This window comes from Pedobacter sp. MR2016-19 (genome assembly GCF_014947265.1).
Taxonomy (GTDB): Bacteria; Bacteroidota; Bacteroidia; order Sphingobacteriales; family Sphingobacteriaceae; genus Pedobacter.
Map to the genome: position 1 here is coordinate 1 of NZ_JADCNK010000001.1, position 24,421 is coordinate 24,421.

Sequence of the window (24,421 nt, forward strand, 5' to 3'; positions counted from 1 at the left end):
CGGTTTAATTGGGAATCCTAATGCTATTGCATAGCGCTTTAAGATTCCCGCTTGCGCGAGAATGACGGGAAACGAAATAAAATTATGGCCTTAACTGCTAGATTTTACTTTTGATACAGCCTCTTAAGAGTATATAAATTACAGTAAACTTATTATTTAATCTGTTTTAACAGATAACTTCCATATCCGCTTTTAACCAAAGGTGTAGCAATTGCAGTAAGTTGCTCTGCATTGATAAAGCCCATTCTATATGCAATTTCTTCAATACACCCGATTTTTAAGCCTTGTCTTTCTTCAATAATCTGAACAAACTGCCCGGCCTGCATTAATGAAGTAAATGTACCTGTATCTAACCAGGCTGTACCACGGCTTAATACGCCTACTTTAAGCTTACCCCGTTCTAAATAAATGCGGTTAACATCAGTAATTTCATATTCACCCCGAGGAGAGGGCTTAATGTTCTTTGCAATTTCTACCACTTCGTTATCATAGAAATACAAACCTGGCACTGCATAGTCAGATTTTGGCTGCACGGGCTTTTCTTCAATAGAAATGGCCTTCTTATCTGCATCAAATTCTACCACGCCATAACGCTCAGGATCTGATACCTGGTAGGCAAATACCACTCCACCATCCGGATCGGAACTGGCTTGTAATAATTTGGCCATGCCATCACCATGAAAAATATTATCACCTAAAACTAAAGCGACTTTATCTTTACCGATAAATTCTTCGCCGATTACAAAAGCCTGGGCTAAACCATTTGGTTCTGCCTGGACTGCATAACTGAATTTGCAACCTAAAGAAGTCCCATCACCTAATAATTTCTCGAAATTTGGCAGATCGTGTGGGGTAGAAATAATGAGGATTTCTTTTATCCCAGCTAACATTAAGGTAGATAAAGGATAATAGATCATCGGCTTATCGTAAACCGGCATCATTTGTTTGCTGCAAGCTAAAGTTAAAGGGTGTAAGCGTGTTCCGCTTCCGCCGGCTAAAATTATACCTTTCATATTAGATTTGAGATTTTAGATACTAGATTTGAGATTAATAACTCTATCTAAACATCTATATTACTTTTATTTATTAATTTGTTTTATACAGTCCACCAAACTATCTCTCCAATAAGGGATTTTTAAATTAAAAGTTTCTTTAATTTTAGTTTTATCCATTACCGAAAATGCCGGACGTGTTGCCTTTGTTGGATAGGCAGAGCCTGGTATTGGATTAACTTTAACCACAGTTTCGCTAATATCAAATATAGCTTTCGCAAAATCGAACCATGATGTTACCCCTTCATTGCTGTAATGATACACCCCATAAGCAGTTGATGAAGAAGCAATCACTTCAAAAATGGTGTTTGCAAGATCAATGGCATAAGTTGGTGTGCCTACCTGATCGGCGATGATATTTAGTTCATCACGTTCAGCTCCAAGTTTAAGCATGGTTTTCACAAAGTTATTGGCATATTCAGAATATAACCAGCTCGTGCGGATAATAAAATGGGCCGGTAATATTGAAGTAACAGCTTTTTCTCCATCAAGTTTCGTTAAGCCGTAAACATTGATTGGTTTAGCCTCGTCATTTTCTCTTAGCAATTTTACTTCATTTCCTTCGAAAACGAAATCTGTAGAAACATGGATTAAAGTAGCACCGTTTGCCAAACAGGCCGAAGCCAGGTAAGCAGCGCCAGTTTCATTAATGGCTTTAGCAAGTTCAACCTCGTCTTCTGCTTTATCAACAGCAGTATATGCGGCACAATTGATTACAAAACCTGGTTGCTCTTTCGCCAAAAGATCATTCAAAGCACTTTCATTTAGAATGTTGGCATCCTGTTCCGCAGGAAAAACAATTTCCGCTATTCCTCTTCGCTCAGCTACAACCTTTAAACACTGGCCTAGCTGTCCGCCAGCGCCAATTACTAATATCTTACTCATATATGCTGGAGTTCGGCAAATGGTTTTAAAAGTAGATCTTTATCCGAAATTGACTGATCGTTTTCCGGGATTAACCAATCGATATTCAAATCCTTGTCATTATAAATCACTCCTGTTTCTGACGCTTTATTGAAAAAGTTATCGCACTTATATAAAAACTCTGCGGTTTCACTTAAAACAGAAAAGCCATGTACAAATCCTCTGGGGATATATAATTGTAATTTATTTTCGGCACTTAAACGTACGGCAATATGTTTGCCATAAGTCGGTGAACCTGGGCGTACATCAATGGCAACATCCAGTACTTCACCTTTGGTTACGCGCACCAGTTTGGCCTGTGCGAACTCTCCTGTTTGAGCATGTAAGCCACGAATTACACCATAGGAAGAATAAGATTGGTTATCCTGTACAAACCTGCCAGATAAACCGGTTTTCTCTTCAAAGGTATTTTGATTAAAACTTTCGAAAAAATAACCTCTTGGATCTTCAAATACCCTGGGTTTAATAATCAGGCAGTCTTTTAATCCTGTTTGTTCAATTTCCATTATTTGTTGCTGTACTGTTGTTCGTAGTAGGATTGATAATTGCCCGAAGTTACATTGTTTAACCAATCTTCATTTTGCAGGTACCAATCAACCGTTTTGGCTAAACCTTCTTCAAACTGCAAGCTTGGCACCCAATCTAATTGATTTTGCAATTTACTCGAATCAATTGCATAACGCAAATCATGTCCGGCACGGTCAGTTACATAAGTAATCAGTTTGGCCGATTCACCCGCCTCACGCCCTAGTTTTTGATCCATTATCGTACAAAGCAAATTGATCAGATCGATATTCTTCCATTCGTTATGGCCACCGATATTGTAAGTATCCCCGGTTTTCGAATTGTGGAAAATTACGTCGATTGCCCTGGCATGATCTTCAACCCATAACCAATCGCGCACATTTTCACCTTTACCATAAACAGGTACAGCTTTATTATTTTTAATATTGTTGATGGCTAATGGAATCAGCTTCTCAGGAAAATGATGAGACCCATAGTTATTAGAACAATTGGAAATCACGCAGTCCATACCATAAGTATCGTGATATGCCCTTACAAAATGATCTGAACTGGCTTTTGACGCTGAATAGGGGCTGTGTGGATCATAAGCAGTAGTTTCGGTAAACATGCCTTCTTCACCTAAAGCACCGTATACCTCATCGGTACTTACATGGTAAAAACGTTTTTTGTCATAATCACCTTTCCAGTATTCGCGGGCGGCATTTAATAAATTCACTGTGCCGATTACATTGGTAATTACGAAAGCTGTTGGATCGCTGATTGAGCGATCTACATGACTTTCTGCTGCAAGGTGGATCACGGCATCAAAATCTTCTGTTTTAAACAGATCGAACATCGCGTTAGCATCCGTAATATCTTGTTTTACAAATCTATAATTTGGCTTATTTTCGATATCAGTTAAATTAGCAAGGTTACCAGCATAGGTAAGTTTGTCTAAATTGACAATTTCATATTGAGGGTAGTTATTCACAAAACGACGAACTACATGAGAGCCTATAAAGCCCGCACCACCGGTGATTAAGATTTTTTTCACAGTTATTATATGTTTTTCAACTGCTAAAGTAAGTTAGATTTAACTGAAATACAACTAATTTTGGCATTCATAACATCTAAGTTCCTCTCTAATATAAAAAATAATATAGCCACGCACCTATTGATTTTTTATATTTTAACAGATGATATGCATCTTAATTATCTTTGCGCTCCTGAATGAGCAAAGGATAAAATGAACATCAAAACATTAAAATTTCTTTATACCGCATATTCAGATATTACAAACGAATAGAAATCATTAATAGACCATGAGTATAACAAAAAATGAATAAATGATCGACTCCAAGATCAGTTCTCAAATTAACCTTCTCTTTTAAATGCATTGAACTTTTTACAGAAACGCAATGATTCATATAGCTGCATTTAGCCTCTATTATTTTTGAAATACATCTTTATTTATCGTCTATCCACTTAATTAGGTGGGGCGCAGTTCCTGTATACCATAAAATTGCAGATATCAAAAATATGGCAATTAAAATCCACAAAATAGGCCATCCTTCGAATTTGTGTTTTGAAAAAGGAGTGTAAGACTCTTCAAATTTATTATGTTCATTGCCCATCCTTTCACCCTTTTTCACCGGTTTAGGATCAGAGATATTGCTCATAAATATTTAGTTAGAAATACAAAGTTAAACTATAAACCTATAAATTGAAAATTAGTTTCGAGATTCTTATTGCTTATGTTTAATAGGAGCATACAGTTGAAAGAGAAGGATATAGTAATAAATCCAATAATATATAGATTTAAATTGATGCTAAGCCCAAGTCTGATAAAGCGTCGTAAGCCTGGCAATAATTTACTGTCACTCAACTCATACTAACAAAAAGGAAACCTACATCGCAGCTACTGAACTTTCCAGTTCTTTATACCACTCTTCTCCATATTTACGGATAAGTGGTCCTTTTAAAAAGCTGTATACCGGAACCTTGAGTTCACGACCAAAAGTACAGGCATCATGGCAGATATGCCAGCGATCGTAATTAAGCACCTCAAATTCCGGATATTTGGTTATCCGGATAGGATAAAGGTGGCAGGAAATTGGTTTTTGCCAGTCTACTATACCTTGCTCGTATGCTTTTTCGATAGCGCATTTGGTAATGCCGCCTTCAAAAAGCACATAAGCGCATTCTTTATTTTTATCAACACAAGGGGTGGTTAAATCGCCATCTTCATCAACTACATAAACGCCTTGTTCTTCAATCGCTTTAATGCCTTTTTCGTTTAATAAGTGTTTTATTTTCGGATAAATCTCTTCCAAAACAGCTTTTTCATCATGATCCAAAGGTGCGCCAGAATCACCTTCCACACAACAGATTCCTTTACATTTGCTTAAATTACAAACAAAGTTTTCTTTCAATATATCTTCGTGCACCAGCACCTGTTCAACTTCTATCATCATTATTCTTTTGCTAAAGCATATTTCAGCCCACTGGCCGATTTTAATTCCATCGTAACTGCACCCACCAATATTTCAACCTGTGCCTTCACGGGCACCCGATTTCCATCATCGGTTACCCAAAGGTATAACCGGCTATCCTTTTTAAAAATACGCCCAGGCTTAATTGAAGGGCTAAATTTCAAGCAGCGGATATTGCCCAGTTTATTCTTAACCGTTTCTTTGCCCACATACTCTACTTCAAGCGCCGAAATTTCATCGCCCAGGAAATAGTTCAGTTTAAACTTATCCCCAACTTTGATTTTACTCATATCCAGGCTCCGGGCAAAGTAGTAAGCCGAAACCAGATCGAAAGTCTGATTGGTTGGCGTGGTAAACGTACCCCTGTTCGAAACTACTTTCTTTCCATCCTGATTAAAACGCGCCTTATCCTGACGTTTATAACTTGCCTCACGGATATTCTCCTGATAGAAATAAGGTAAAAGGTCTGTTTTATCGATATACGAATCGTAGTGATCTCTTATCTTATAAAAAACATCAAAAGTTCCGGAAGTCTGCGCATCAACGGTAAGTTTGTAGGTAGGTTTGTTATCAAACTTTAAATCAGAATTAGCAACCTTAATAGTAGCTTCTGCCGCTGTGATGAACCCATACCTTAGTTTATATTGCAAAACTTCGCCTTCCTGAAATACAGCTTCTTTCTTCAGGGGAAGTTCCTGAGCCATTGTGAAGAGACTGCATAACCCAGCCGTAACAGTTAAAAATATTTTTTTCATTGCTTTTGTATGCATTTTTGTGTGTTTATAACCAGCATGAGACATCCTGAACTAAATCCGATAACTATCGGATCAGGATGACGGACTGGATAAGGAAAAGGTTTCTTTTAAAAGAAATTAACTCTTCCTCCATGAAGATATACAAAAAGCAATCCAAAATTTAATCTTTTCTTTTATATACAGGAACAGTAGAGCAGGGCTCTCCAAACATAATGCTTTTAACTACCGGGGTAAGCAGATTGGTAACTTCTACATAAGCAGCAACCGGCACATCAATTTCGCCGCACCCTTTTACCACCACACGTTCGTTCGCATAATCCTGCGGATTAATTTTGGATAATGCCTTGGTAAATAAAACAGCTTCTAATGTGTTTAAGTCTCCAAATACTACTTCATTAGCATAGGGTTTTAGCTTATTGGCCAGCAGCATATATGCCCAGGTAGGTACAATAGCATCAGCAGAACAGGTAATGGCCACATTCTTATCCTGATACTGTGCCCAATCGTGATCCTTTATAAATGCCCGGAAATCTTTTTCCCTCAGCATTAATCCGTGAAACAAATTATCTACGATATCGTAAACTACCCTTTCGCCTTTATGATAAAAATCTTCGAGGTTTAAAGTAATTAAACCGCTATTGGCAACTTTATTTATGATGTTTTCCTGAATTTCCATGGCCTTAAATAAAAAAACCGTTCCGACTGATCGTCGGAACGGTTACAAAATTACGTATTTTCTAATTAATAGAATTTCACACGATTGTCTTTTATCTTGGCATTTTCCTGTAAAGCCTGGAAAGCTGATCCCAATGAACGCTGACCTAAACTTAACAACATGCTTTCTTTTTGTTTAAACATATTTGCAATTGGTGCAGGGTTTGTAAATCCATCAACAGTAAATACATATACACCACGTTCGCCTTGAACAGGAGCAGATAATTTGCCTGGCTGTGAACCGAATACACTACCCACCAATGCATTTTCCTGGGCAACACCTGGAATTACAGGGTTAGCAAATACTACGTTCTGTACTGGATTAACCGGGCGGGCAACTTTAGCCGCAATCTGATCGATACTTCCTTTACCTGCATTGGCTAATTTTTCTTTCAATTGTTTTGCTTTAACCGCATTGATTACCATCGGTTCGATTTCTTTCTTCACATCAGCTAATGATAAAATACCTTTCGGGCTGATGTTGGTTAAGCGAGCTACCACGTAAGCATTGCTCATGGTATAAATCTCAGGCAAAACATCACCTTTATCTGCTGTGTAAGCATCCTGGATTAGTTTACGTGGGTTATCTAAACCTGCAGCAAATCCTTGTGTTGCGGCTACCTTATCAGCTACAGCTACTTTCAATCCTTTTTGAGATGCAAATTTACTGAAATCGTTACCTTTTACATCTGTTAAGAAACTGCTCGCAGCTTTATAAGCAGCTGCCTGGGTTTTGCTACTTGCTGCCAATGCTTTTTCTACATAAGCCAATTTAGCTACTTTAGAAGAACCGATCTGTTTTTCGATTTTAAGAATATGGTAACCGAATTGAGATTTTACAACTTTAATATCTCCTGTTTTACCATCAAAAGCAGCATTTTCAAATTCAGGAACCATTGCACCACGTGCGAAAGTACCCAACTCACCACCTTTATCTTTAGAACCATCTACACTGTAATTTTTAGCCAGTTCAGCAAAATTGCCACCTTTTAAAATTAATCCTTTTAAGGAGTCAGCAAGTTTGATCGCTTTATCTTCGCCGCCAACTTTAGCCGGATCGATTAAGATGTGGCTTGCTTTTACCGAATCAGGAGAGATACGGGTAGCAACCACTTTCACAATTTTGTATGAGTTACCGCTTAATTTCGGGCCATAGAAACTGCCTGCAGGTAAAGCAAATACTGCCGAATCAACAGCCGGATCTAATTTACCTTTTGTAATATAAGTAAAGGGAACTTTTACGTCTGAATTAATCGCTGCGAAAAGTGAATCGTTTTTAGCTACCTGGAAATCAGCGGCAATTTTATCTACCTGAGTTTTTATTGCCAATGAATCTGCTTTATTTGGGCTGATGCTGAAAGTAACATACTCAAAAGCACGTGTTTCCTGTGGATTGTTGAAACGCGCTTTGTTCTGATCATAATATTCCGAATAATCAGCATCCGTTAATTTAACTGACTTATCAGGAATTGAAGCATAATCTAAGCTTACATATTTAAAGTTAGCCAGTTTGTTACGGTTGTTATACTCATCTGTAGCTTCTAATGATGTTACATAAACCGAGTTACGGATCAAGTTAGAATATTTGGTTTGTAACGCCTGGTTTTTAATCTCCTCCTGTAACATGGTAGATTGTTGCAAAGCCTGAGGTTCTTTCGATTTCAAAAAATTCATCAGGGTAGCACGGTCTAACTGTCCGGTTTGAGGATTAGAAAAATACTGTTTAATCAACGGGCTAGGATTCTGACCTTGTAATAAATCCAACAACTCATCTTCTGATACCGTTAAACCTAAACGATCATATTCTTTAGTCAACAAAACTTTTGCCAACTCTGCATTCCATGCCTGATCAACAGCCATAGCGGTCATCTGTGCATTAGCACTACCACCATATTGTTGTTTCATCTGGTTTACACCCTGATCAACCTTTGGTCCGAACTCATCAATATTGATGTCGTTACCATCTATAGACCCAACAACCTTTTGATTTGCCGACCAAAAAGGTTTACCCACGTTAATTGCATCACCTACTAAAAACGCAACAATTGCAAAACCGATTGCAAAGACCAGAATATAGCCTGCACGGTTGCGCAAAAATGTCATTAATCCCATATTGTAATTATAAATTTATTTAGTTCTTTTTTAAGAGGGCGCAAGATACAAATTTGCCTTAAAAAAGAAAACACAAAATTTTATTTATCAAGCGCTTAATTATTAAGGGGATGGAAGAGGTAAAATGGCAAATGAAAGATGGAAGATTTGCCACCAAAATTGACTTCAAAGCTAATGGAAATTCAATAGATGCTTAATCACTCATCCATCTTACATCCCACATTTTACATCAATTAAGGCGCTACGCCTTCTTTCATATTCAATTCACCGTTTCCGCTATCCATTTCATAGGTACTAAAATCCTGGGGTGCCTTGAAATTTATCCCTTCTCCAACGCTTCCGTCTACTCCCTTAACATACACACGCTGATTGGAATAGAAAATTTTCTTCGATTCATCCCAGATTAGTTCCTGAGAGGAGAAGGTATCACCTTTACTACTTTTCACCACTACGTTCTTCCTGAATTCGGTTTTGAGCTCATTATCTCTCCTGATGGCATAATCGCATACCAGATTTCCATCAATGGTTCCATTAGGATTATAAAAATCAATGTTTACCCCTTTAATCATCTCCTGATAGGTACTCCCATTAGCGGGCGTAACCTTATCAAGTATCGGAGCAGCACCTTTTGCTTTGATCCTTGCAGAATCGCTGTAGATAATATCCACACCTATAGTGCGGTCGCGGGATAGGATGGTCTTATTTATCGAAACTGAGTTTGCTTTTTTTAGATCGTCGTCTCCACAGGAAGCCAGAAAAAAAGGCAACACCAGAAACAGACCATATAAAAATGCTTTCAGTTTCATTAATCAACACGGTACTTACGGAACCAGGTATCGTTCAAAGTAAAACCTAAATGGAAATTAATATATTGCTCTTTAACCAGGTTATTGTTTAATGTTCCTCTTTGTCCGAGTTCTGTTGTAAAATTGATTTTATAAAATGCAGTACCGCCATTAGCAGTAGGTAGCGGGAAACCAAAACCTAATGATGCTCCCATTTGTTTGATATCCTGATTACCGATCTTAATATAAGTTTTATCATAATTAACACCAATGCGGTAATCTATACGTTTCAGGTAACTGTTGTAAGAAAATGCATCTGGTGTCCACTGACCTCCCAACGAAGCACCCCAGCTATCTTGTAAACCCTGGTTAACATTATTGATACTTGTTGCAGACCATTTACCCATTCTAAAATCGGCACCGATTAACCACTTGTCATTCTGTTGGATAGCGATCCCAAAATTGTGTGTTAAAGGTAAAGTAAGATTAGATTTACCATTATTCACCGTATTTAATGTATCTGCTGCAGTGCTTTCATTTCCATCCTGATCTCTTGTATACAGCGTAGCATAAGAAGTTAGCGTGGAGTTTATTTTTCCAGAAGTACTTCCAGAGTAACCCAAGGTAACAATCGTTTTCTTACCCAATGTAAAATCGTACTGAATACCGTAAGAATAGCTTAACCCTGCAACACTATTTTTGGTCTGAAGTTTTGCATTATAAGAACCTGCACTACTAAATTCAGTAGCACGGCTGGTTTGAAGATTTCCGAAAATATATTCCAGGTTACCACCAATCCTTAAATGGTCGCCAAAACGGTAACCATAGCCCAAATAAGCTTTTGATAAACCACCTTCTCCTTCATAAAGTTGATTTAAGGTTGTGGTATCAACTTTCACGGTGTTCCTGTAATTATAACCCAGATCGGAATATGGTAAAATACCAAAACTCAATGCCGATCTTCTGGTAACCGGGGCCGCAAACGCCAGGTGACTAAATGTGGAATTGAAACTAGATTCGCTCAAGTTATTGCGTGTTAAGCTGGTTACACTTGCACTCATACCAATATCGATCGTGGTTAATGAAATACCAGCATAAGATGCCGGATTCTGCATATTGATGTTATTAAAACCGGTAACTTTGCTTACAGCAGTAGAAATTCCGCCCATTGCCCTAAACTGGGGCAATAAAGATCCTTTTATATTTCCAAGCCCATATCTTGAATATGGTGATGAAGTGGTAACCTGCGCCTGAGCACTTAAACCACAAACTAGAACGAGTATGGCTGCAATATAATTTATTCTTTTGTACATTTTAATCTGCAATAGCTTCATTTAATCCTTTTAATACTAAGTAAGGATCTTTTATAATTTGAGGCGCAAAGATGCTGTTTTGTAATTGTTTATACAAAAAATTAGCATCTCCCCCTGTTATAATTACCTTCAGAGCACTTTCTTTTTTATTATTTAGGGCGATAAAGCCTTCAATTTCGTTTATTATTCCCTGTAAAACGCCGTTCTTGATTGCCGATTGTGTATCAATACCTTCCACAATACCTTCATTTGCATCCCACTCAACCAAAGGCAAACGGCCGGTAAATTCGTGTACAGCCTTAAACCGCATGTTAATACCCGGACTTATGCTTCCACCAAAATATTCCTTCGAGCCGGTTAAAACATCGTAAGTAATACAGGTACCCGCATCAACTACTAAACTTGCATTTGCCGGATATAAGCCATTTACAGCCAAAATAGCCGCCCATCTATCCAGGCCTAAAGTAGATGGCGTTTTATATCTGTTATGCACTCCATTCGTCAACATGGTTGAAAAACGGATATATTCAGTATGCTTTTTTAAAAATACTTCTAATGGCCCGATTTCCTGGTTAACACTACTGATGATAGACTTTGCAGGCGAAAACTTCTCAATCAATTGAGCCAGATCAAGTATTCCAATTTTATTGAAACGCTGATGGTGAACAATTTCTTTATTTGCAAAAACACCAACCTTAACAGCAGAATTTCCAATATCAATGCTTAACCTACGCATTTAAAATCTCCCACAGCAAATAATGTTTTCTTAGAAATTCCAATGACTCCATTTTTTATCCATCTTAATTAAAACTAAAAAAGCTTTAATTCTAAAATCATCCACAAAGCTATTAATCTTTGTTAAGTTTCGTTCTAGTTATTTGTTAAAAAAGGTTAAACAAACAGAAAATACTGTATTGAAAGCACAAATAAAACGAACAATGTTTCGTAAAACCAACGTTTTTTGGCATTACTAAAATAGTATGCCAACAGTACCGATCCTGGTGGTACACAAAGCAAAAAATGCCAGGTCCTGAAATCGGGTTTCAGGTAAAAACTAGCTGCAGAAACAATAAACATGAAAAATAACAGCTGAAAACTTTTTCTTGTGCTAATAAAACTCCTGAAGAAATTTTCACGCAGTTGTAGTGATGCCAATATAATAATTACCGTAACCGGGATGAGTACCAAATAATCGTTATAGTTAATTTTAAATACCGATGGAAACTTATTACCCAATGGTTTCCAGATCTGATAAAACGAGCTTAAATTATCTTTCCAGTAATAAAATACAGCCAGAAAAAAGAAAACGGTGATAAAACCAATCAAGCCTGCCACCCACTCTCGCCAATTAAATGACCTGAAAAGCAACAACGCTAAAAAGATCATCAGCAACATAGCCATAAACGGAAAGTAGATCAATGTTCCAACCCCTATAATCATCCCGATATCGAAAACCGTAGTAATGGAATTCGAACTCTTACCCAGTTTTAAAAACTTATCTATAATCCAGATCAACAGGAAGTTGCATAACAATGCCGGACTTAGGATCATAAAAGGCATAAACAAGCTCGTTCCTGTGATAAACATCAGTCCTGGCAGGAAACTGGGTTTGGCTAATAAATTATGGTTATTTACAATCCGGTTGAAAATTAATGCCTGCACATAAACCAAAAGTGCCGCAATAAAAATATTGGTATACGGAGTAAAGGCATTATCTAAATCTACATTGATCAGCAATCGGGCAAAAGGTTCCAAAAAATCAAAATTCAGCTTATCGTGCGTTTCCTGAAAAATGGCAATACGCAGAAAGAACGTATATGCCAGCAAGAATACGAGGTTAATTGGATTTAGCTTTCTAAACTGATTAATCATGCCTTTTTAAAGAGTAGGCAAAGTAAAGAAAATAATTTAAGAGTAAGGAAGAAAGATGAAGAGCGGAAAGGCTAAAGCTTAAAGCGGAAAGAACTAAAGGGAGAATTTATAGTCAAATAATTATAGAGTTGTCAGTCTGAGCGGAGTCGAAGACCATGCGACAAGTGAAGAAGTATATACTGAACAGCGAATGTCTTATTTTTTTTGAAAAGCATGTTCCTGTTCGTTTCGCTTCCGGTAGTCCTGCCATCCGCTTTTCCTCACTAAGTTCGGTGCCCGCTCCTGTCAGGTTTAGATTACGCAGAACTGTGCAACAGATTAAAAATAAGCGGAAAGATTAAAACATCATCTTATTAAAGATACTCAAAGCTTTGTCAGTCTGAGCGTAGTCGAAGACCGTTTGACAAACAAAAGTGGCTTCTGTTATTTTTTGAAAAGCAGGTTCCTTTTCGTTTCGGTTCCGGTAGCCCTGCCATCCACTTTACCTCAAACGTTCGGTGCCCGCTCCTGTCAGGTTTAGATTACGCAGGATTGTGCCACGGATTAGAATAAACCTAAGACCAAAGAGAATAGATAACAGGGGAATGTACTAATAGGCGATGTATAGCTAACCTTTCCCAAAAGCGCTGCTTTGCGTTAAATAAACCCGGGAGTAGCGGCAGCCCCGATCCTTCATCGGGCTATAGCGAATGACGGGGCTGTACAAGCCAAAAGCTACCGGCATTCGTTTCAAAACCAATCAAGTAAATTAATTCATCATTGGAGATGCTTCGACTACGCTCAGGACGATAAACGAGAAAGTCGACTCTGGACTACCGACTGAAGACTCATGACTAAACCCTCGCGTATTTCTTCACCATATCATCTATAATCTGTGCGGTTTCATCCGGAAAATTAAACTCATGCTGTTGAGGGTTTTCAACCCAGTTTTTAATAATAGGCAACCAGTTTCTGGTACTGCCCCAAATTACAGGCAAACCAAACTGTTTTAAAGCATAAGCATTGCATTGCTGCTCAAACTGGAAACGCATAGGGGCTACCAATAATTTTTTCTTCAAATAAAGTGCTTCTGCCGGGCCTTCAAAGCCTCCACCGGTAAATAGCCCTTCACAGGTGGCCAAACTTTTATTAAACTTCTCGTTATTAACAGGCTCTACAAAAACATTTCCTTCCTGGTAGGCCACTTTGCTGTGTTTAGAGAAAACCTGCCAGGTAACTTTAGGTACTTGTGTAAAAAGCTTTACCAGACGCTTATCGTCAATGGCAGGAAGATAAACGGTATAATGCCCTAAATTTTCACTTTTCAGGTTTCGGATCTCTGCCCGGATTACCGGAGTATGAATAAAACTATCGTAGCGATCGAAATGAAAGCCAATGTGGTATTTGGTAGGTGCATAGCGGCTTAAAATAAGCTTACCCCAATCCAAAGTTCTCGGGCGTGGTACTTTTTTAGATTTAAATGCTGCCTGATGGCTCAATGAAACACATTCAATTCCCTGCAACTTACAGGCCCAGGCACTCACCGGCTCAAAATCGTTAACGATTAGATTGTAATCTTTAAGTGGCAGCTGCTTCATATCTTTCCTGAAACGGAAAAGATTCATGCTCATCCAGGTTTTAAAATGGTCTACACCACCTTTTTTTCCAAAGATAAAACTGAAACCATGTAATTGGTATTTTACGGGCTGACTGAGTTTCACATCGGCCTGGGTACCGCTCACTAAAATATCTAATTCGCCATATTTTTGAAGCAAAGGAATAATTTCCCTCGCTCTGCTGATATGACCGTTACCTGTTCCCTGTATTGCGTAAAGTATCTTCATTTGTGCCCGAATATCTAAAATTATTGGGCAATTTCATATTTTATATTCTGTAAAAGAATATTTATGTCGAGTTTACTTTTTAAATCTTCAGCATCAGAAAGAATTCCCTCATCCAACTGATCTTTTGTAAAGTGTTGATGCTCATACTTAAATATCGTCCAGTTTTTATCCTGATATTCTAAAGCCGTTAAACTCTCCACCCAATCGCCGCTGTTCAGGTAAGTTACTTTTCCTTCTTCGGTGACAATTTCGCGTTGCTCGGCCTGATGAATGTGGCCACAAACTACATACTGGTAACCTTTTTGAATGGCCAGTTCTGCTGCAGTTTGTTCAAAACTGTTTATAAACTTTACAGCGTCTTTAAACTTAGCTTTGATTTTTTTCGAAAAGCTCATTTTCTCCCTTCGAAATGCGGTAAGTACCCAGTTTACGAAACTATTAATGAGGATCAGCGTATCGTAACCAACCGCTCCCAATTTAGCCAGCCATTTAGAATGCTGCATGGTTACATCAAACACATCACCATGAAAAAACCATGCTTTTTTACCATCAAGCTCTAAAATCAGCTTATTTTGAAGGTGAAAAGTACCCATCTCCATGCCGTCGAATTTGCGGAGCATCTCATCATGGTTACCGGTCAGGTAATGCACCTGCACACCCTCAGAGACGAACTTCATCAGTTTACGGATCACCTTCATGTGCGATTCGGGCCAGTAACTTTTACTAAACTGCCAGATATCGATGATATCGCCGTTTAGGATTAATGTTTTGGGTTTAATGCTTTTCAGATACTTTAAAAGTTCTTTTGCATGACAGCCATAAGTACCTAAATGTACATCGGAGATTACGACTACATCAATATTTCTTTTATCCATAAAAGGGAAATTTTAGGGGGAAGGGTAATGTTACCGCCCGGTTAAAGCAGTTTAGAGATAAATTAGTTGTATTACCACTCTTCTTCCTCATCGAGTTTTACCTCAAAAGGGCTAAAGAAATAAAGTACAACAATTAATAAACATACGGCAAAGAATGACTCTAACATATCACCTGATTTTTCATTACAAAGATAAGACGCTGTATATCAAACAAATGTTACGACATTGTTAAATTATTATTCAATTTGATAAAGTATGTTAAAATGACCCGCTGAGGGTTAATTGTATAAAATTGAACTGAAATTAAATCTAATTGGACTAATGAGTAAACGGATAAAGATTGAACAGTTAGTTACTTTTCATAGATCCTGAAACAAGTCTATAGCTATCGGGTTCAGGAGGGCGTTCGTAAGTACGAACGCTCAGAATCACAAGGTACGCAGTTAATTCATCTTAAAAATCTTTCGACTACGCCATCAATGACAGATTTAAAAAATCGCCGTCATTTCGACTGAAGCGCAGAGAAACGGAGAAATCTTTGAACTATGTTAAAAGATCTCTCCACTACGGTCGAGATGACGATTCTTCTCGGACTATCAATTCGTTAAAATCCCTTGTGATTCAAATTGATTCTTATACAATAAATTATCCCTCAGGATGACAGCGCGGGTGGAAACAACCTGATTTGTCAGTCTGAGCGGAGTCGAAGACCCTGCCAATGTCAATTTTTGATTGTAACCTATTGTAAAAGATCCTTCGACTACGCTACCATAGATAGAATCCATTAGTACGGTCGTCATTCCCGCACAAGCCTATCGTGTGGACACATTTCTGTTAGCTGCATTTGTTTTTTATAGCACATATTCCTAAGGCGATCGTCATGCTGAATTTATTTTACAAGTAGAAGTTAGTATTTTCAATTGTCATGTAGCTACTGCGTGGTCAGCATCTTCCCCGCCATTAACTGGTCCTCATTCCTTAAGAAGCAATAGTTTTGGGGATAAATGTTGATTTTTTCCGCTCTTTGCCGCGGGGCATGGTACTTTGCAGCGCCAAAGTACCCAAAGCGCTTTGTCAATCCAGCAATGTGGCTTCTCACCGCCCACGCTCATCAAAAAAACAGTGGCACTTCGTTTTGTGTTCAATTTATATTAAATTTTGAATTCAATGCTAATGAACACAAAACCACTGCGTTTCAGGTTTGGTTATGCTATTTGGGCCATTGTGCACCTGTTTTTTTGATTCTCCCGCCACTTGGGGTTGACGGCGTCCTTCGGTGAAGACTGTGCTTTATTAAAGTTGGTTAGCAAAACGCCTAAAAATACTTAAAACATGTGTCCACACGATAGGCACAAGCGGGAACCACGAAGTGCTCAGCGAAGCTAATCTTAAAGCGCGCTGCAATAGCATTAGGATTCCCAATTAAATTGGGAATGACGACGTCTCAAAATATAATTTGCTTAGTGGACCAGCATAAATATTTTTGATACAGCCTCTTTATTCTTGTATCCTTAGAGACGCTGTGCTTAACGCTACGGACAGCGCGGGGATAAAAAAAACTCCGAACAGCCGTTTATTGTTTCTATAACCAGGCTGCTTCGACACAGTGATACACCAACAATACCTTAAGATAACTTTCCCTTTACCTTTTATTTAGCTATTGTTAGCCTGCCGATCTAAAGCGAGTCAAATCTTTGATCTACCTGATCTCCAGCAGGGGCATCACTCAACCAAAGCAAGGGTTAAGCAGTGTGCAAGCAGGTGTTAAGCAAGCCTGGCCGAAAGGTGGCATAAACGTGGGGTAAATGTGGCGTAAAGGTGGACTTGGAATATTTTTTTTGGGGGGGATCTTTAATCAGACGGATTGATTTGGGTTATCATCGCTTTTGATTAATCTAATATAAAAAATTATGGTGAAGCGGGCAAAAAAAGAGCTTCGTAATTTTTGGCACGGACAGCAGAAATGCAATTTGTTCGTGTCTGTCTGTAGCGTTCAGAAGGGTTCTAAGGATTAATAATAGAAAAGAGTCTGTGACTCGTTTCTATTGAGTTTATAAACTCAATTTTATTCTTTGTATCCATTAGAGACGCTATGCTTAACGCTACGGACAGAGCGGGTTGTCGAAGACCTATTTACAACGCATTAATAAAGCATTTCGACTACGCTACCATTGACAGCCCCAATAGAAAGATCGTCATCATAAGGCACGAAGCAGCCTTAAAGCGCTCGCTACTCGCGATAGTTGTAAGATTTCTTCCCCGAAAATCGGGGCAGGCTGTCGGTTGAAAAAGCCTCGCCGGAACATAGCACTAAAACCCTCTGTCAATTATATTGATTTTTATACAATAAATTACCCCTCAGGATGACAAACCGAGGGAGATATTCCGTGCTTCTGTGTTTCCGTGGCAGAAACCGCTGCAAAAAATTCTGGTAACAAAAAACCCCGTAAGATTGAATCCTACGGGGCGTAAATCTATTTAAAGAAGTTTAAGCTTTAACCGCTTTCTTTTTCTTCTTTTCTTCTGAATAAAATCCAAAGCCCAATCCGGCCAATAACAAGATCGATCCTGCCAAAGAGATCTTCTCTCCGGTATAATAAGATCTTGGATGGAAAATAAACTCAAGTTTATGGTTACCTGCCTCTAACTGCGCTGCACGTAAAACATAATCGGCCCTGAAGTATGGCTTCTCAACACCGTCGATATACATTTTCCAGCCTTTATTATAATAGATTTCTGAAAATACTGCTATCACGTCTTTGGCGGTTGAATATTCGTAAGTTAAATGATCAGGGTTGTAGTTCGTTAATTTAATAAAACCTTCCTGGCCAGTTCCTAAACGTTTGGTATCAATCGAATTTTTGAAACTTTCATCAACAATAGCTTCCTTCTTCGCATCAAAACTGCTGATTGCCTTCATTTCTTCGTCAGCGTTTTTAGCAAACTGAACACTTTGTACAAACCATGCGTTACCTGCAGCCGTAGCGTTACGTTGCATTTTATACGATCCGTTCTGAGGATCCTGTGTAATAATGTACTTGGTATTTAACATATCCAGAACGTCCTGGTTAATACTTTTGGTAAATTGATGCTGAATAAGTTCATCAAAACGCTTTAGTTTAGCGGCATGATAACCCCCTATTGTTTTATGAAAATTAGAGGTACTGGCATCGCTAAAAGTACTTATAGAAGCATCGAATACCCTAAAATTCGGATCTTTATCAGCCATGATAAAATTATCAACGTCTCTTGGCTTAAAAAAGTCTGAAGCTGTTTTTTTGTATTCAAAGTTCTGGTTATTTAAATACCTGCGATCCACCTGCCACATATCGACCAAAATAGCTAGCCCTAATAAGCCTAAAGCCAATTGTGCATTTAATTTTTTGGTAATAAATGCCCAAACTATTCCGAAACCAATAACCACAAAAAAGAACGAGCGTAAAGCATCTGCACGTCCTATTGCAATTCTGTCGTCAACTAATCCATTCGCTATCTTTTGTGCAACGGCAGCATTATTTTGCAAAGTCTGCGTTAAAGCCTGCACAATCTGCATATGGTTTGATGCTTTAAAACTGAAGAACATTGTAGGCACGATGGCTACAATTAAAGCAAAACCACCAGTAATAGCAGCAGACCAGGTTAATTTCTTGATCAATACCTTTTGATCTGTATTCCCATCCTGGATTTCCTTGATCGCTAAAATGGCCAATATTGGAACCATTAAACCAACTACTGCCAAAATTGATTCAACCGCTCTGAATTTATTATAAAGCGGGAAATAATCGAAGAACAGATCACTTATAAAAGGGAAGTGACGTCCAAAAGAAAGCAAAATAAATAAAACTGTTGTTACCAATATCCACCACTTTAACCGACTGCGAACAACGAATAAGCCGAAAACAAATAAGAAACAGATAATTGCACCGAAATAATAGCCCCCCTGGGTAAATGGTTTCTCACCCCAATACTGTTGCATATTTAGTTGTCCACCCAACTGCTGAATAGCTTGTGAAGTTTGAGTTGGGTCACCGCCTGTAATTTCAGAAACAGCTTTATACATGTTTCCATCTGGCTTCACCAACTTATCTACTCCTGAAGCACCACCGTATAAATCTGGAATTAAAAAGGTAAAACTCTCCCCAACCCCCTGGCTCCATTGGTAAGCATACTCTTTCGACATACCTGTTCCTTTTTCCGCTGGTGCAGCTTCTGTAGCAGTTAGGTTAGATTTTCCACGGTTTGTTTCTTTCGCATATTCTGCGGTAGACCATAATAAACTTGCGTTAATCATTAAAGCAATAGCCACCGAAAAAGCAAGAAAAGAAAACGATTTTAATAGATTTGAAACGGTTTTATTCTTAAATGCCTGGTAAAATTCTACAATAACAAATATAAAAATAGCCAACATCAAATAATACGTCATTTGAACGTGGTTAGTTCTTATTTCAAGGGCTAAAAATAGCGCCGTTAAACTAGCTCCATACCAATATCTGCCCCTTAAGGTTAACAATATACTAGCTATTATTGGCGCGAAAAAACCAATTGCTAATGCCTTACTACTATGCCCACTTGCAATTAACACAAAATTGTACATGGTAAATGTAAAGGCAATTGCACCTGCCGCAGCGAGCCATGGATTAACCTTTAACACAATAAACAAGAAATAAGCGCCTAAAAGCAACAGAAGAACCGTACCTGTTGGATTTGGCAAGGCTTTAGTAATTAAAGCAATTCCATAAGTAGCCCCATTATAGGCATAAGGTACCCAAATTTGATAGGCGGGCATGCCGCCAAACATCTGGTTGGTCCAAAGTGGTGCCTTTCCATCCTTTTCTTTAAAGTCCATAATTTCCTTCTGCATCGCTTGCGATTGGATCACATCGCTTTGCGCAGGGGCTTTACCTACCAAAACAGGACTGAAGTAGGCAAAAGTGATGACTACAAAAAATGCAATAATGGCTAAGTGAATGCCATTTTTATTAAACCAGTTATTCATTAAGGTTTGTTTAAGTTTAAACGAATGTCAAAAATAAAAAATTGGGCGGTATAAAAAAGCAATAAATTAAATGCATGCTGAATAAAAAATTAGATTTGCCATAAAGAATAAAAATTCAACCTATTTATTATGAGAAAGTTTGTCGTTACAATTGCTCTTGCTTTATTATCTTTTTCCTCGTTTTCGCAGCTGGTCAGTTTAAATAATGATGAAATCAAAAAGCTAAAAATACAGATCAAAAATGACGGGGAAACCAAAAAACTATACCTGGGCTTTGAAAAATCGACATTAATTTATTTAACCGCACAACCAAACCCAATTGATACCATCCGGACTGAAGGCTTATTAAAGGGAAATCCAAAAAAAGAAAAAACCAGGTTAGCCCTGGCAGACATGAACAAAATGTTTGCATTGGCCTTACAATACCGGATTACCGATGATCAAAAATATTTAAACAAATGTGTAGAATTTCTTGGTGCATGGGCCAAAATTAATAAACCAAATGGCGATCCTATTGACGACACCAATCTGGATAAAGCCATTGAAGCTTACGATCTGATTAAAAAAGATATCCCAGGTACAGATAAACAACAGATTGAACAATGGCTTACCGAAACGGCTTGGGCAGAAATTAACAGCAAACGGATGAAAGCGGGCAGGGCCACTGCCATTAACAACTGGAACGCGCACCGCCTAAAAGAAGTTGGTGAAATCGGTTATACTTTAAACAATCAGGATTTGATCAGGTGGGCCATAGACAATTTAAAAAGCCACATCAATATCAATTTATATCCCGACGGAACAAGTTTGGATTTTAAAGAGCGCGATGCGATGCATTACCATATTTATGACCTGGAACCTATGTTAAAACTGGCCATTATAATTGATAGGGCAAATGGGGCTAATTTTTATACTTATGAGTCGCCTAAAGGATCTTCGATCAAAAAATCTGTAGAATGGCTGATCCCATACCTCAATGGTGAAAAACAACACGAAGAATACGTAAATACAACCGTTAAATTCGACCGCGACCGTGCCAGGAACAATGAGCCTGGATTTGCTCCCGGGACAATGTTTAAACCCAGCCTGGCTTTGCCCGTATTAAAACTATCTGTCTATTTCGATAGGACACAGGCTGATCTGTTAAAAAAAGTAAATAACAATGAGGCTAACTGGCAGACGGTGCTGGATGAGATTCAACGCGATAGCAAATATTCTCCAAACAAATAAACTTTCAATAATTTTTGAAAGTTTAAAAATAACTTTATATTTGTACATGGAATTAGCAGCAGCAAAATTAAAGTTTATAGAAGCCTGGGGCAAATTAGGCTCAGAATGGGGAATTAACCGCACCATGGCCCAGGTACATGCGCTGTTATTAATTTCGCCAGAAGCATTAACCACCGAAGAAATTATGGAGCAGCTCAGTATTTCGAGGGGCAATGCAAACATGACCCTCCGCGACCTGATTGGTTGGGGATTGATTGAAAAGCAACATAAGGCAGGTGAGCGGAAAGAATACTTTTTTGCTGATAAGGATGTTTGGAATATTGCCCGGCAGGTAGCTAAAGAGCGTAAAAAAAGAGAGTTGGAGCCAGTTTTGAAAGTTTTAAATGAACTATCAACGGTAGTGGGGGATGAAAAAGACCCGGAATTTAAAACTTTCAAAAAGTCAATAAACGATATTAACAAACTGGCCGGAAACGTAGATAAGACTTTAGAAACGATGCTTAAGGCAGAAGAAAGCTGGTTCTGGGGTTCGGTGCTGAAGGTGTTTAAATAGATTTGAGAGGGGAGATGTGAGACAAGAGTAGCAAGATAGAAGCAGCAAGTAATCAAGACAGATTTACCCTAGACCTTAAAAAAAGCCTTACCTATTGTTCGGCTTTATTTTTTAATCATAACTTTCATATTTTACTGAAAGTATTAAAATTTAAATAAAATGAAAACACTTAAAAACCATGTAATTTTATTTGACAATGAATGTCCGATGTGTTATGCCTATACTAAGGCCTTTGTAAAAACAGGTATGCTGGCTCAAGATGGTCGTGAAGCTTACCAGGAGATGCCCCAAAATATTTGCCCACTGGTAGACCGGCAAAGGGCTGCCAATGAAATTGCACTGGTTAATACAGAAACCGGTGAAGTTACTTACGGCATCCAGAGTTTATTCAAAATTATTGCATACGCTATGCCCTTTTTTAAGCCATTGTTTTTGTTCAGTCCATTTGTTTATCTGATGAGGAAATTTTATGCATTTATTTCTTACACCCGTAAAGTAATTATACCAGCTGCAGTAAAAGAAAACACATTACAGCCAACTTTCAAACTTCATTACCGAATCGCATTCTTGCTTTTAACCTGGTTTATTACCGCTTATATATTAACAGATTATGCACATCTGCTTACTGGTTTTGTACCACTGGGTAGTAAGTACCGCGAATACTTAATCTGTGGTGGCCAGCTATTTTTCCAGGGTGCAATCATTCGCTTTTATAGAAAAGAAAAGCTTTGGGATTACTTAGGGAATATGATGACCATTTCTTTCGCAGGTTCACTTCTACTCTTGCCCATTATAATTCTGGCAAAATACATCAGCTTTCTGCCTTTATTTTATCTGTTATACTTTTTAATGGTTGCAGGATTGATGTTTTTAGAACATATCCGTAGAAGTAAATTATTAAAGCTAGGTTGGTTGATGAGCATTACCTGGGCGCTTTACCGCTTAATTGTTTTGGGTTTAATCTTAATTTTATAATCTATCATGAAATACAGAAAAATTGTACTGGCCGGCGGAAATGGTTATTTAGGCAGTGTATTAGCGAAATATTTTAGCAGCCTGGCTGATGAAGTGATCATTCTGTCCAGAAAAGCACAAGCTGAAACGGGCAATATTAAAACGTTGGTATGGGATGGCAAAAACATGGGTGAGTGGGTGTACAGCTTACAAGGGGCCGACCTCCTGGTTAACCTTTGCGGCAAAAATGTAAACTGCAGGTATACTGAAAGAAACAAAAAAGAAATTTTTGATTCAAGATTGATTCCCACCCGATTACTGGGCAGAGCGATCGGAGAAATGGAAAATCCGCCAAAACTTTGGATCAATATTACTTCTGCAACCATTTACCGCCATGCCGAAGACCATCCACAAGATGAGTTAACAGGCGAAATCGGTGAAGGTTTCTCTATCGAGGTTTGCAAAGCCTGGGAAAATAGCTTTTTTGAAACAGAAATGCCCAATACCCGAAAAATAGCCCTTAGAATGGGCATTGTTTTAGGTCTGAAAGATGGGGCGTTTCCCCGCTTACTTAACCTGGTGAAATTGGGTATGGGCGGTAAACAGGGCAATGGCGAACAGTACATGAGCTGGGTTCACGAAGAGGATGCTGCAGGTAGCATAGCATGGCTCCTTAATCACCCTGAAATTGAAGGAATTGTAAACTGCACAGCACCTGAAGTGATTAAAAACCATGTTTTTATGCGTAGCATCAGAAAAGCCTTTGGTCGCAATTTCGGCTTGCCTGCTCCAGCATGGCTATTGGCTATTGGTGCAAAAATTATCGGAACGGAAACGGAACTGATTTTAAAAAGCAGGTGGGTTAAGCCAGCAGTGCTGCTACATAGTGGCTTTGATTTTAAATACGGAAAGATTGATCAGGCAATGGCAGCATTGAGCGGAAAGCAATAAGGTAATTGTAACCGAAACGGACGTATATGCCCACAATTATCTTAAAAACATTGATTAATGCACCGATTCGGCGCTGTTTTGATTTATCCAGAAGTATTGATCTTCATTTACAGTCGATGCAATCGTCTGAAGAAAAAGCAATAGCCGGAAAAAATAGTGGTCTGATCGACCTGGATGAATCAGTTACCTGGAAAGCCATGCACTTTGGCATTTCATTTGAAATGACCAATAAGATTAGCGCGATGGAATATCCAACTTTTTTCATTGACGAGATGATTAAGGGACCTTTTAAAAAACTCCATCACCAGCATCAGTTTAAATTTATAGATACTCAAACAGAGATGACTGATATTTTTGAGTTTCAGGCACCGTTTGGCTTATTAGGCTGGTTAGCAGAAAAAATATTTCTCAAAAATTATATGTTGAAACTCATTGAGAAAAGAAATAAGGTAATCAAATTTCAGGCTGAAATTACATATTGAATTTAAACAAAAAACCCTGAAACAAGTTCAGGGT

General features: G+C 38.3%; 21 protein-coding genes. 5 read left to right on the forward strand and 16 right to left on the reverse strand.

Going from position 1 to position 24,421, the window contains the following annotated elements; genetic code table 11:
• Positions 1–152: 152 nt before the first annotated feature.
• The 16 genes from rfbA to IM793_RS00080 form a co-directional block, all read right to left on the reverse strand.
• Positions 153–1,013, reverse strand: coding sequence for a glucose-1-phosphate thymidylyltransferase RfbA (gene rfbA, locus IM793_RS00005; RefSeq protein ID WP_193419164.1), 861 nt, complete (start codon positions 1,011–1,013; stop codon positions 153–155).
• Between the two features lie 66 nt (positions 1,014–1,079).
• Entirely contained in the window at positions 1,080–1,937 is an 858-nt protein-coding gene (gene rfbD, locus IM793_RS00010) for a dTDP-4-dehydrorhamnose reductase (protein WP_193419165.1), read from the reverse strand.
• Positions 1,934–2,482, reverse strand: a complete 549-nt coding sequence (gene rfbC / locus IM793_RS00015; RefSeq protein WP_193419166.1) for a dTDP-4-dehydrorhamnose 3,5-epimerase — start codon at positions 2,480–2,482, stop codon at positions 1,934–1,936. The genes rfbD and rfbC overlap by 4 nt, the downstream gene beginning before the upstream one ends.
• A complete protein-coding gene (rfbB, locus tag IM793_RS00020; protein ID WP_193419167.1) occupies positions 2,482–3,534 on the reverse strand; it encodes a dTDP-glucose 4,6-dehydratase in 1,053 nt (350 codons plus the stop codon). Before rfbB ends, rfbC begins: the two co-directional genes overlap by 1 nt.
• A gap of 412 nt (positions 3,535–3,946) precedes the next feature.
• Positions 3,947–4,159, reverse strand: coding sequence for a hypothetical protein (locus IM793_RS00025; protein ID WP_193419168.1), 213 nt, complete (start codon positions 4,157–4,159; stop codon positions 3,947–3,949).
• Between the two features lie 228 nt (positions 4,160–4,387).
• Positions 4,388–4,951, reverse strand: a complete 564-nt coding sequence (locus IM793_RS00030) for a DUF3109 family protein (protein ID WP_193419571.1) — start codon at positions 4,949–4,951, stop codon at positions 4,388–4,390.
• 2 nt (positions 4,952–4,953) lie between these two features.
• Positions 4,954–5,727 carry a DUF3108 domain-containing protein gene (locus tag IM793_RS00035; protein ID WP_193419169.1) on the reverse strand — a complete coding sequence of 258 codons (774 nt, stop codon included), beginning with the start codon at positions 5,725–5,727 and terminating at the stop codon, positions 4,954–4,956.
• A 160-nt stretch (positions 5,728–5,887) separates the two neighbouring features.
• On the reverse strand, positions 5,888–6,403 hold the full coding sequence (locus tag IM793_RS00040) for a DUF2480 family protein (protein ID WP_193419170.1): 516 nt from the start codon (positions 6,401–6,403) through the stop codon (positions 5,888–5,890).
• Between the two features lie 65 nt (positions 6,404–6,468).
• Positions 6,469–8,553 carry a SurA N-terminal domain-containing protein gene (locus IM793_RS00045; protein ID WP_193419171.1) on the reverse strand — a complete coding sequence of 695 codons (2,085 nt, stop codon included), beginning with the start codon at positions 8,551–8,553 and terminating at the stop codon, positions 6,469–6,471.
• Between the two features lie 233 nt (positions 8,554–8,786).
• Positions 8,787–9,359, reverse strand: a complete 573-nt coding sequence (locus IM793_RS00050; protein ID WP_193419172.1) for a hypothetical protein — start codon at positions 9,357–9,359, stop codon at positions 8,787–8,789.
• Entirely contained in the window at positions 9,359–10,651 is a 1,293-nt protein-coding gene (locus IM793_RS00055) for an OmpP1/FadL family transporter (RefSeq protein WP_227256081.1), read from the reverse strand. The genes IM793_RS00050 and IM793_RS00055 overlap by 1 nt, the downstream gene beginning before the upstream one ends.
• A 1-nt stretch (position 10,652) precedes the next feature.
• Entirely contained in the window at positions 10,653–11,387 is a 735-nt protein-coding gene (locus IM793_RS00060) for a type III pantothenate kinase (RefSeq protein WP_193419174.1), read from the reverse strand.
• A 155-nt stretch (positions 11,388–11,542) separates the two neighbouring features.
• Positions 11,543–12,523 carry a DUF6427 family protein gene (locus tag IM793_RS00065; protein WP_193419175.1) on the reverse strand — a complete coding sequence of 327 codons (981 nt, stop codon included), beginning with the start codon at positions 12,521–12,523 and terminating at the stop codon, positions 11,543–11,545.
• Positions 12,524–13,356: 833 nt separating this feature from the next.
• Positions 13,357–14,346, reverse strand: coding sequence for a glycosyltransferase family protein (locus IM793_RS00070; RefSeq protein ID WP_193419176.1), 990 nt, complete (start codon positions 14,344–14,346; stop codon positions 13,357–13,359).
• A gap of 20 nt (positions 14,347–14,366) precedes the next feature.
• Positions 14,367–15,221: a UDP-2,3-diacylglucosamine diphosphatase gene (locus IM793_RS00075; protein WP_193419177.1), complete on the reverse strand. Its 855-nt coding sequence runs from the start codon at positions 15,219–15,221 to the stop codon at positions 14,367–14,369.
• A 2,488-nt stretch (positions 15,222–17,709) separates the two neighbouring features.
• Entirely contained in the window at positions 17,710–20,217 is a 2,508-nt protein-coding gene (locus IM793_RS00080; RefSeq protein ID WP_193419178.1) for a YfhO family protein, read from the reverse strand.
• A 129-nt stretch (positions 20,218–20,346) separates the two neighbouring features.
• Between IM793_RS00080 and IM793_RS00085 the strand changes: the two genes are divergently transcribed.
• The 5 genes from IM793_RS00085 (at position 20,347) to IM793_RS00105 (ending at position 24,387) form a co-directional block, all read left to right on the forward strand.
• On the forward strand, positions 20,347–21,447 hold the full coding sequence (locus IM793_RS00085; protein ID WP_193419179.1) for an alginate lyase family protein: 1,101 nt from the start codon (positions 20,347–20,349) through the stop codon (positions 21,445–21,447).
• A gap of 46 nt (positions 21,448–21,493) precedes the next feature.
• Complete coding sequence (locus tag IM793_RS00090; protein WP_193419180.1) at positions 21,494–22,000, forward strand: GbsR/MarR family transcriptional regulator; 507 nt, start codon at positions 21,494–21,496, stop codon at positions 21,998–22,000.
• A gap of 159 nt (positions 22,001–22,159) precedes the next feature.
• A complete protein-coding gene (locus IM793_RS00095; RefSeq protein ID WP_193419181.1) occupies positions 22,160–22,975 on the forward strand; it encodes a DUF393 domain-containing protein in 816 nt (271 codons plus the stop codon).
• A gap of 6 nt (positions 22,976–22,981) precedes the next feature.
• Positions 22,982–23,905, forward strand: a complete 924-nt coding sequence (locus IM793_RS00100; protein WP_193419182.1) for a TIGR01777 family oxidoreductase — start codon at positions 22,982–22,984, stop codon at positions 23,903–23,905.
• A gap of 26 nt (positions 23,906–23,931) precedes the next feature.
• Positions 23,932–24,387: an SRPBCC family protein gene (locus tag IM793_RS00105; protein ID WP_193419183.1), complete on the forward strand. Its 456-nt coding sequence runs from the start codon at positions 23,932–23,934 to the stop codon at positions 24,385–24,387.
• Positions 24,388–24,421: the final 34 nt, after the last annotated feature.

What these genes read in the sequence shown, in the direction of transcription:
- rfbA (WP_193419164.1), bottom strand. Translation starts at nt 1,013, where the DNA reads ATGAAAGGTATAATTTTAGCCGGCGGAAGCGGAACACGCTTACACCCT.
- IM793_RS00080 (WP_193419178.1), bottom strand. Translation starts at nt 20,217, where the DNA reads ATGAATAACTGGTTTAATAAAAATGGCATTCACTTAGCCATTATTGCA.
- rfbC (WP_193419166.1), bottom strand. Translation starts at nt 2,482, where the DNA reads ATGGAAATTGAACAAACAGGATTAAAAGACTGCCTGATTATTAAACCC.
- IM793_RS00045 (WP_193419171.1), bottom strand. Translation starts at nt 8,553, where the DNA reads ATGGGATTAATGACATTTTTGCGCAACCGTGCAGGCTATATTCTGGTC.
- IM793_RS00065 (WP_193419175.1), bottom strand. Translation starts at nt 12,523, where the DNA reads ATGATTAATCAGTTTAGAAAGCTAAATCCAATTAACCTCGTATTCTTG.
- IM793_RS00105 (WP_193419183.1), top strand. Translation starts at nt 23,932, where the DNA reads ATGCCCACAATTATCTTAAAAACATTGATTAATGCACCGATTCGGCGC.
- IM793_RS00100 (WP_193419182.1), top strand. Translation starts at nt 22,982, where the DNA reads ATGAAATACAGAAAAATTGTACTGGCCGGCGGAAATGGTTATTTAGGC.
- IM793_RS00035 (WP_193419169.1), bottom strand. Translation starts at nt 5,727, where the DNA reads ATGAAAAAAATATTTTTAACTGTTACGGCTGGGTTATGCAGTCTCTTC.
- IM793_RS00090 (WP_193419180.1), top strand. Translation starts at nt 21,494, where the DNA reads ATGGAATTAGCAGCAGCAAAATTAAAGTTTATAGAAGCCTGGGGCAAA.
- IM793_RS00050 (WP_193419172.1), bottom strand. Translation starts at nt 9,359, where the DNA reads ATGAAACTGAAAGCATTTTTATATGGTCTGTTTCTGGTGTTGCCTTTT.
- IM793_RS00060 (WP_193419174.1), bottom strand. Translation starts at nt 11,387, where the DNA reads ATGCGTAGGTTAAGCATTGATATTGGAAATTCTGCTGTTAAGGTTGGT.
- IM793_RS00085 (WP_193419179.1), top strand. Translation starts at nt 20,347, where the DNA reads ATGAGAAAGTTTGTCGTTACAATTGCTCTTGCTTTATTATCTTTTTCC.
- IM793_RS00040 (WP_193419170.1), bottom strand. Translation starts at nt 6,403, where the DNA reads ATGGAAATTCAGGAAAACATCATAAATAAAGTTGCCAATAGCGGTTTA.
- IM793_RS00095 (WP_193419181.1), top strand. Translation starts at nt 22,160, where the DNA reads ATGAAAACACTTAAAAACCATGTAATTTTATTTGACAATGAATGTCCG.
- rfbD (WP_193419165.1), bottom strand. Translation starts at nt 1,937, where the DNA reads ATGAGTAAGATATTAGTAATTGGCGCTGGCGGACAGCTAGGCCAGTGT.
- IM793_RS00070 (WP_193419176.1), bottom strand. Translation starts at nt 14,346, where the DNA reads ATGAAGATACTTTACGCAATACAGGGAACAGGTAACGGTCATATCAGC.
- IM793_RS00075 (WP_193419177.1), bottom strand. Translation starts at nt 15,221, where the DNA reads ATGGATAAAAGAAATATTGATGTAGTCGTAATCTCCGATGTACATTTA.
- IM793_RS00030 (WP_193419571.1), bottom strand. Translation starts at nt 4,951, where the DNA reads ATGATAGAAGTTGAACAGGTGCTGGTGCACGAAGATATATTGAAAGAA.
- IM793_RS00025 (WP_193419168.1), bottom strand. Translation starts at nt 4,159, where the DNA reads ATGAGCAATATCTCTGATCCTAAACCGGTGAAAAAGGGTGAAAGGATG.
- IM793_RS00055 (WP_227256081.1), bottom strand. Translation starts at nt 10,651, where the DNA reads ATGTACAAAAGAATAAATTATATTGCAGCCATACTCGTTCTAGTTTGT.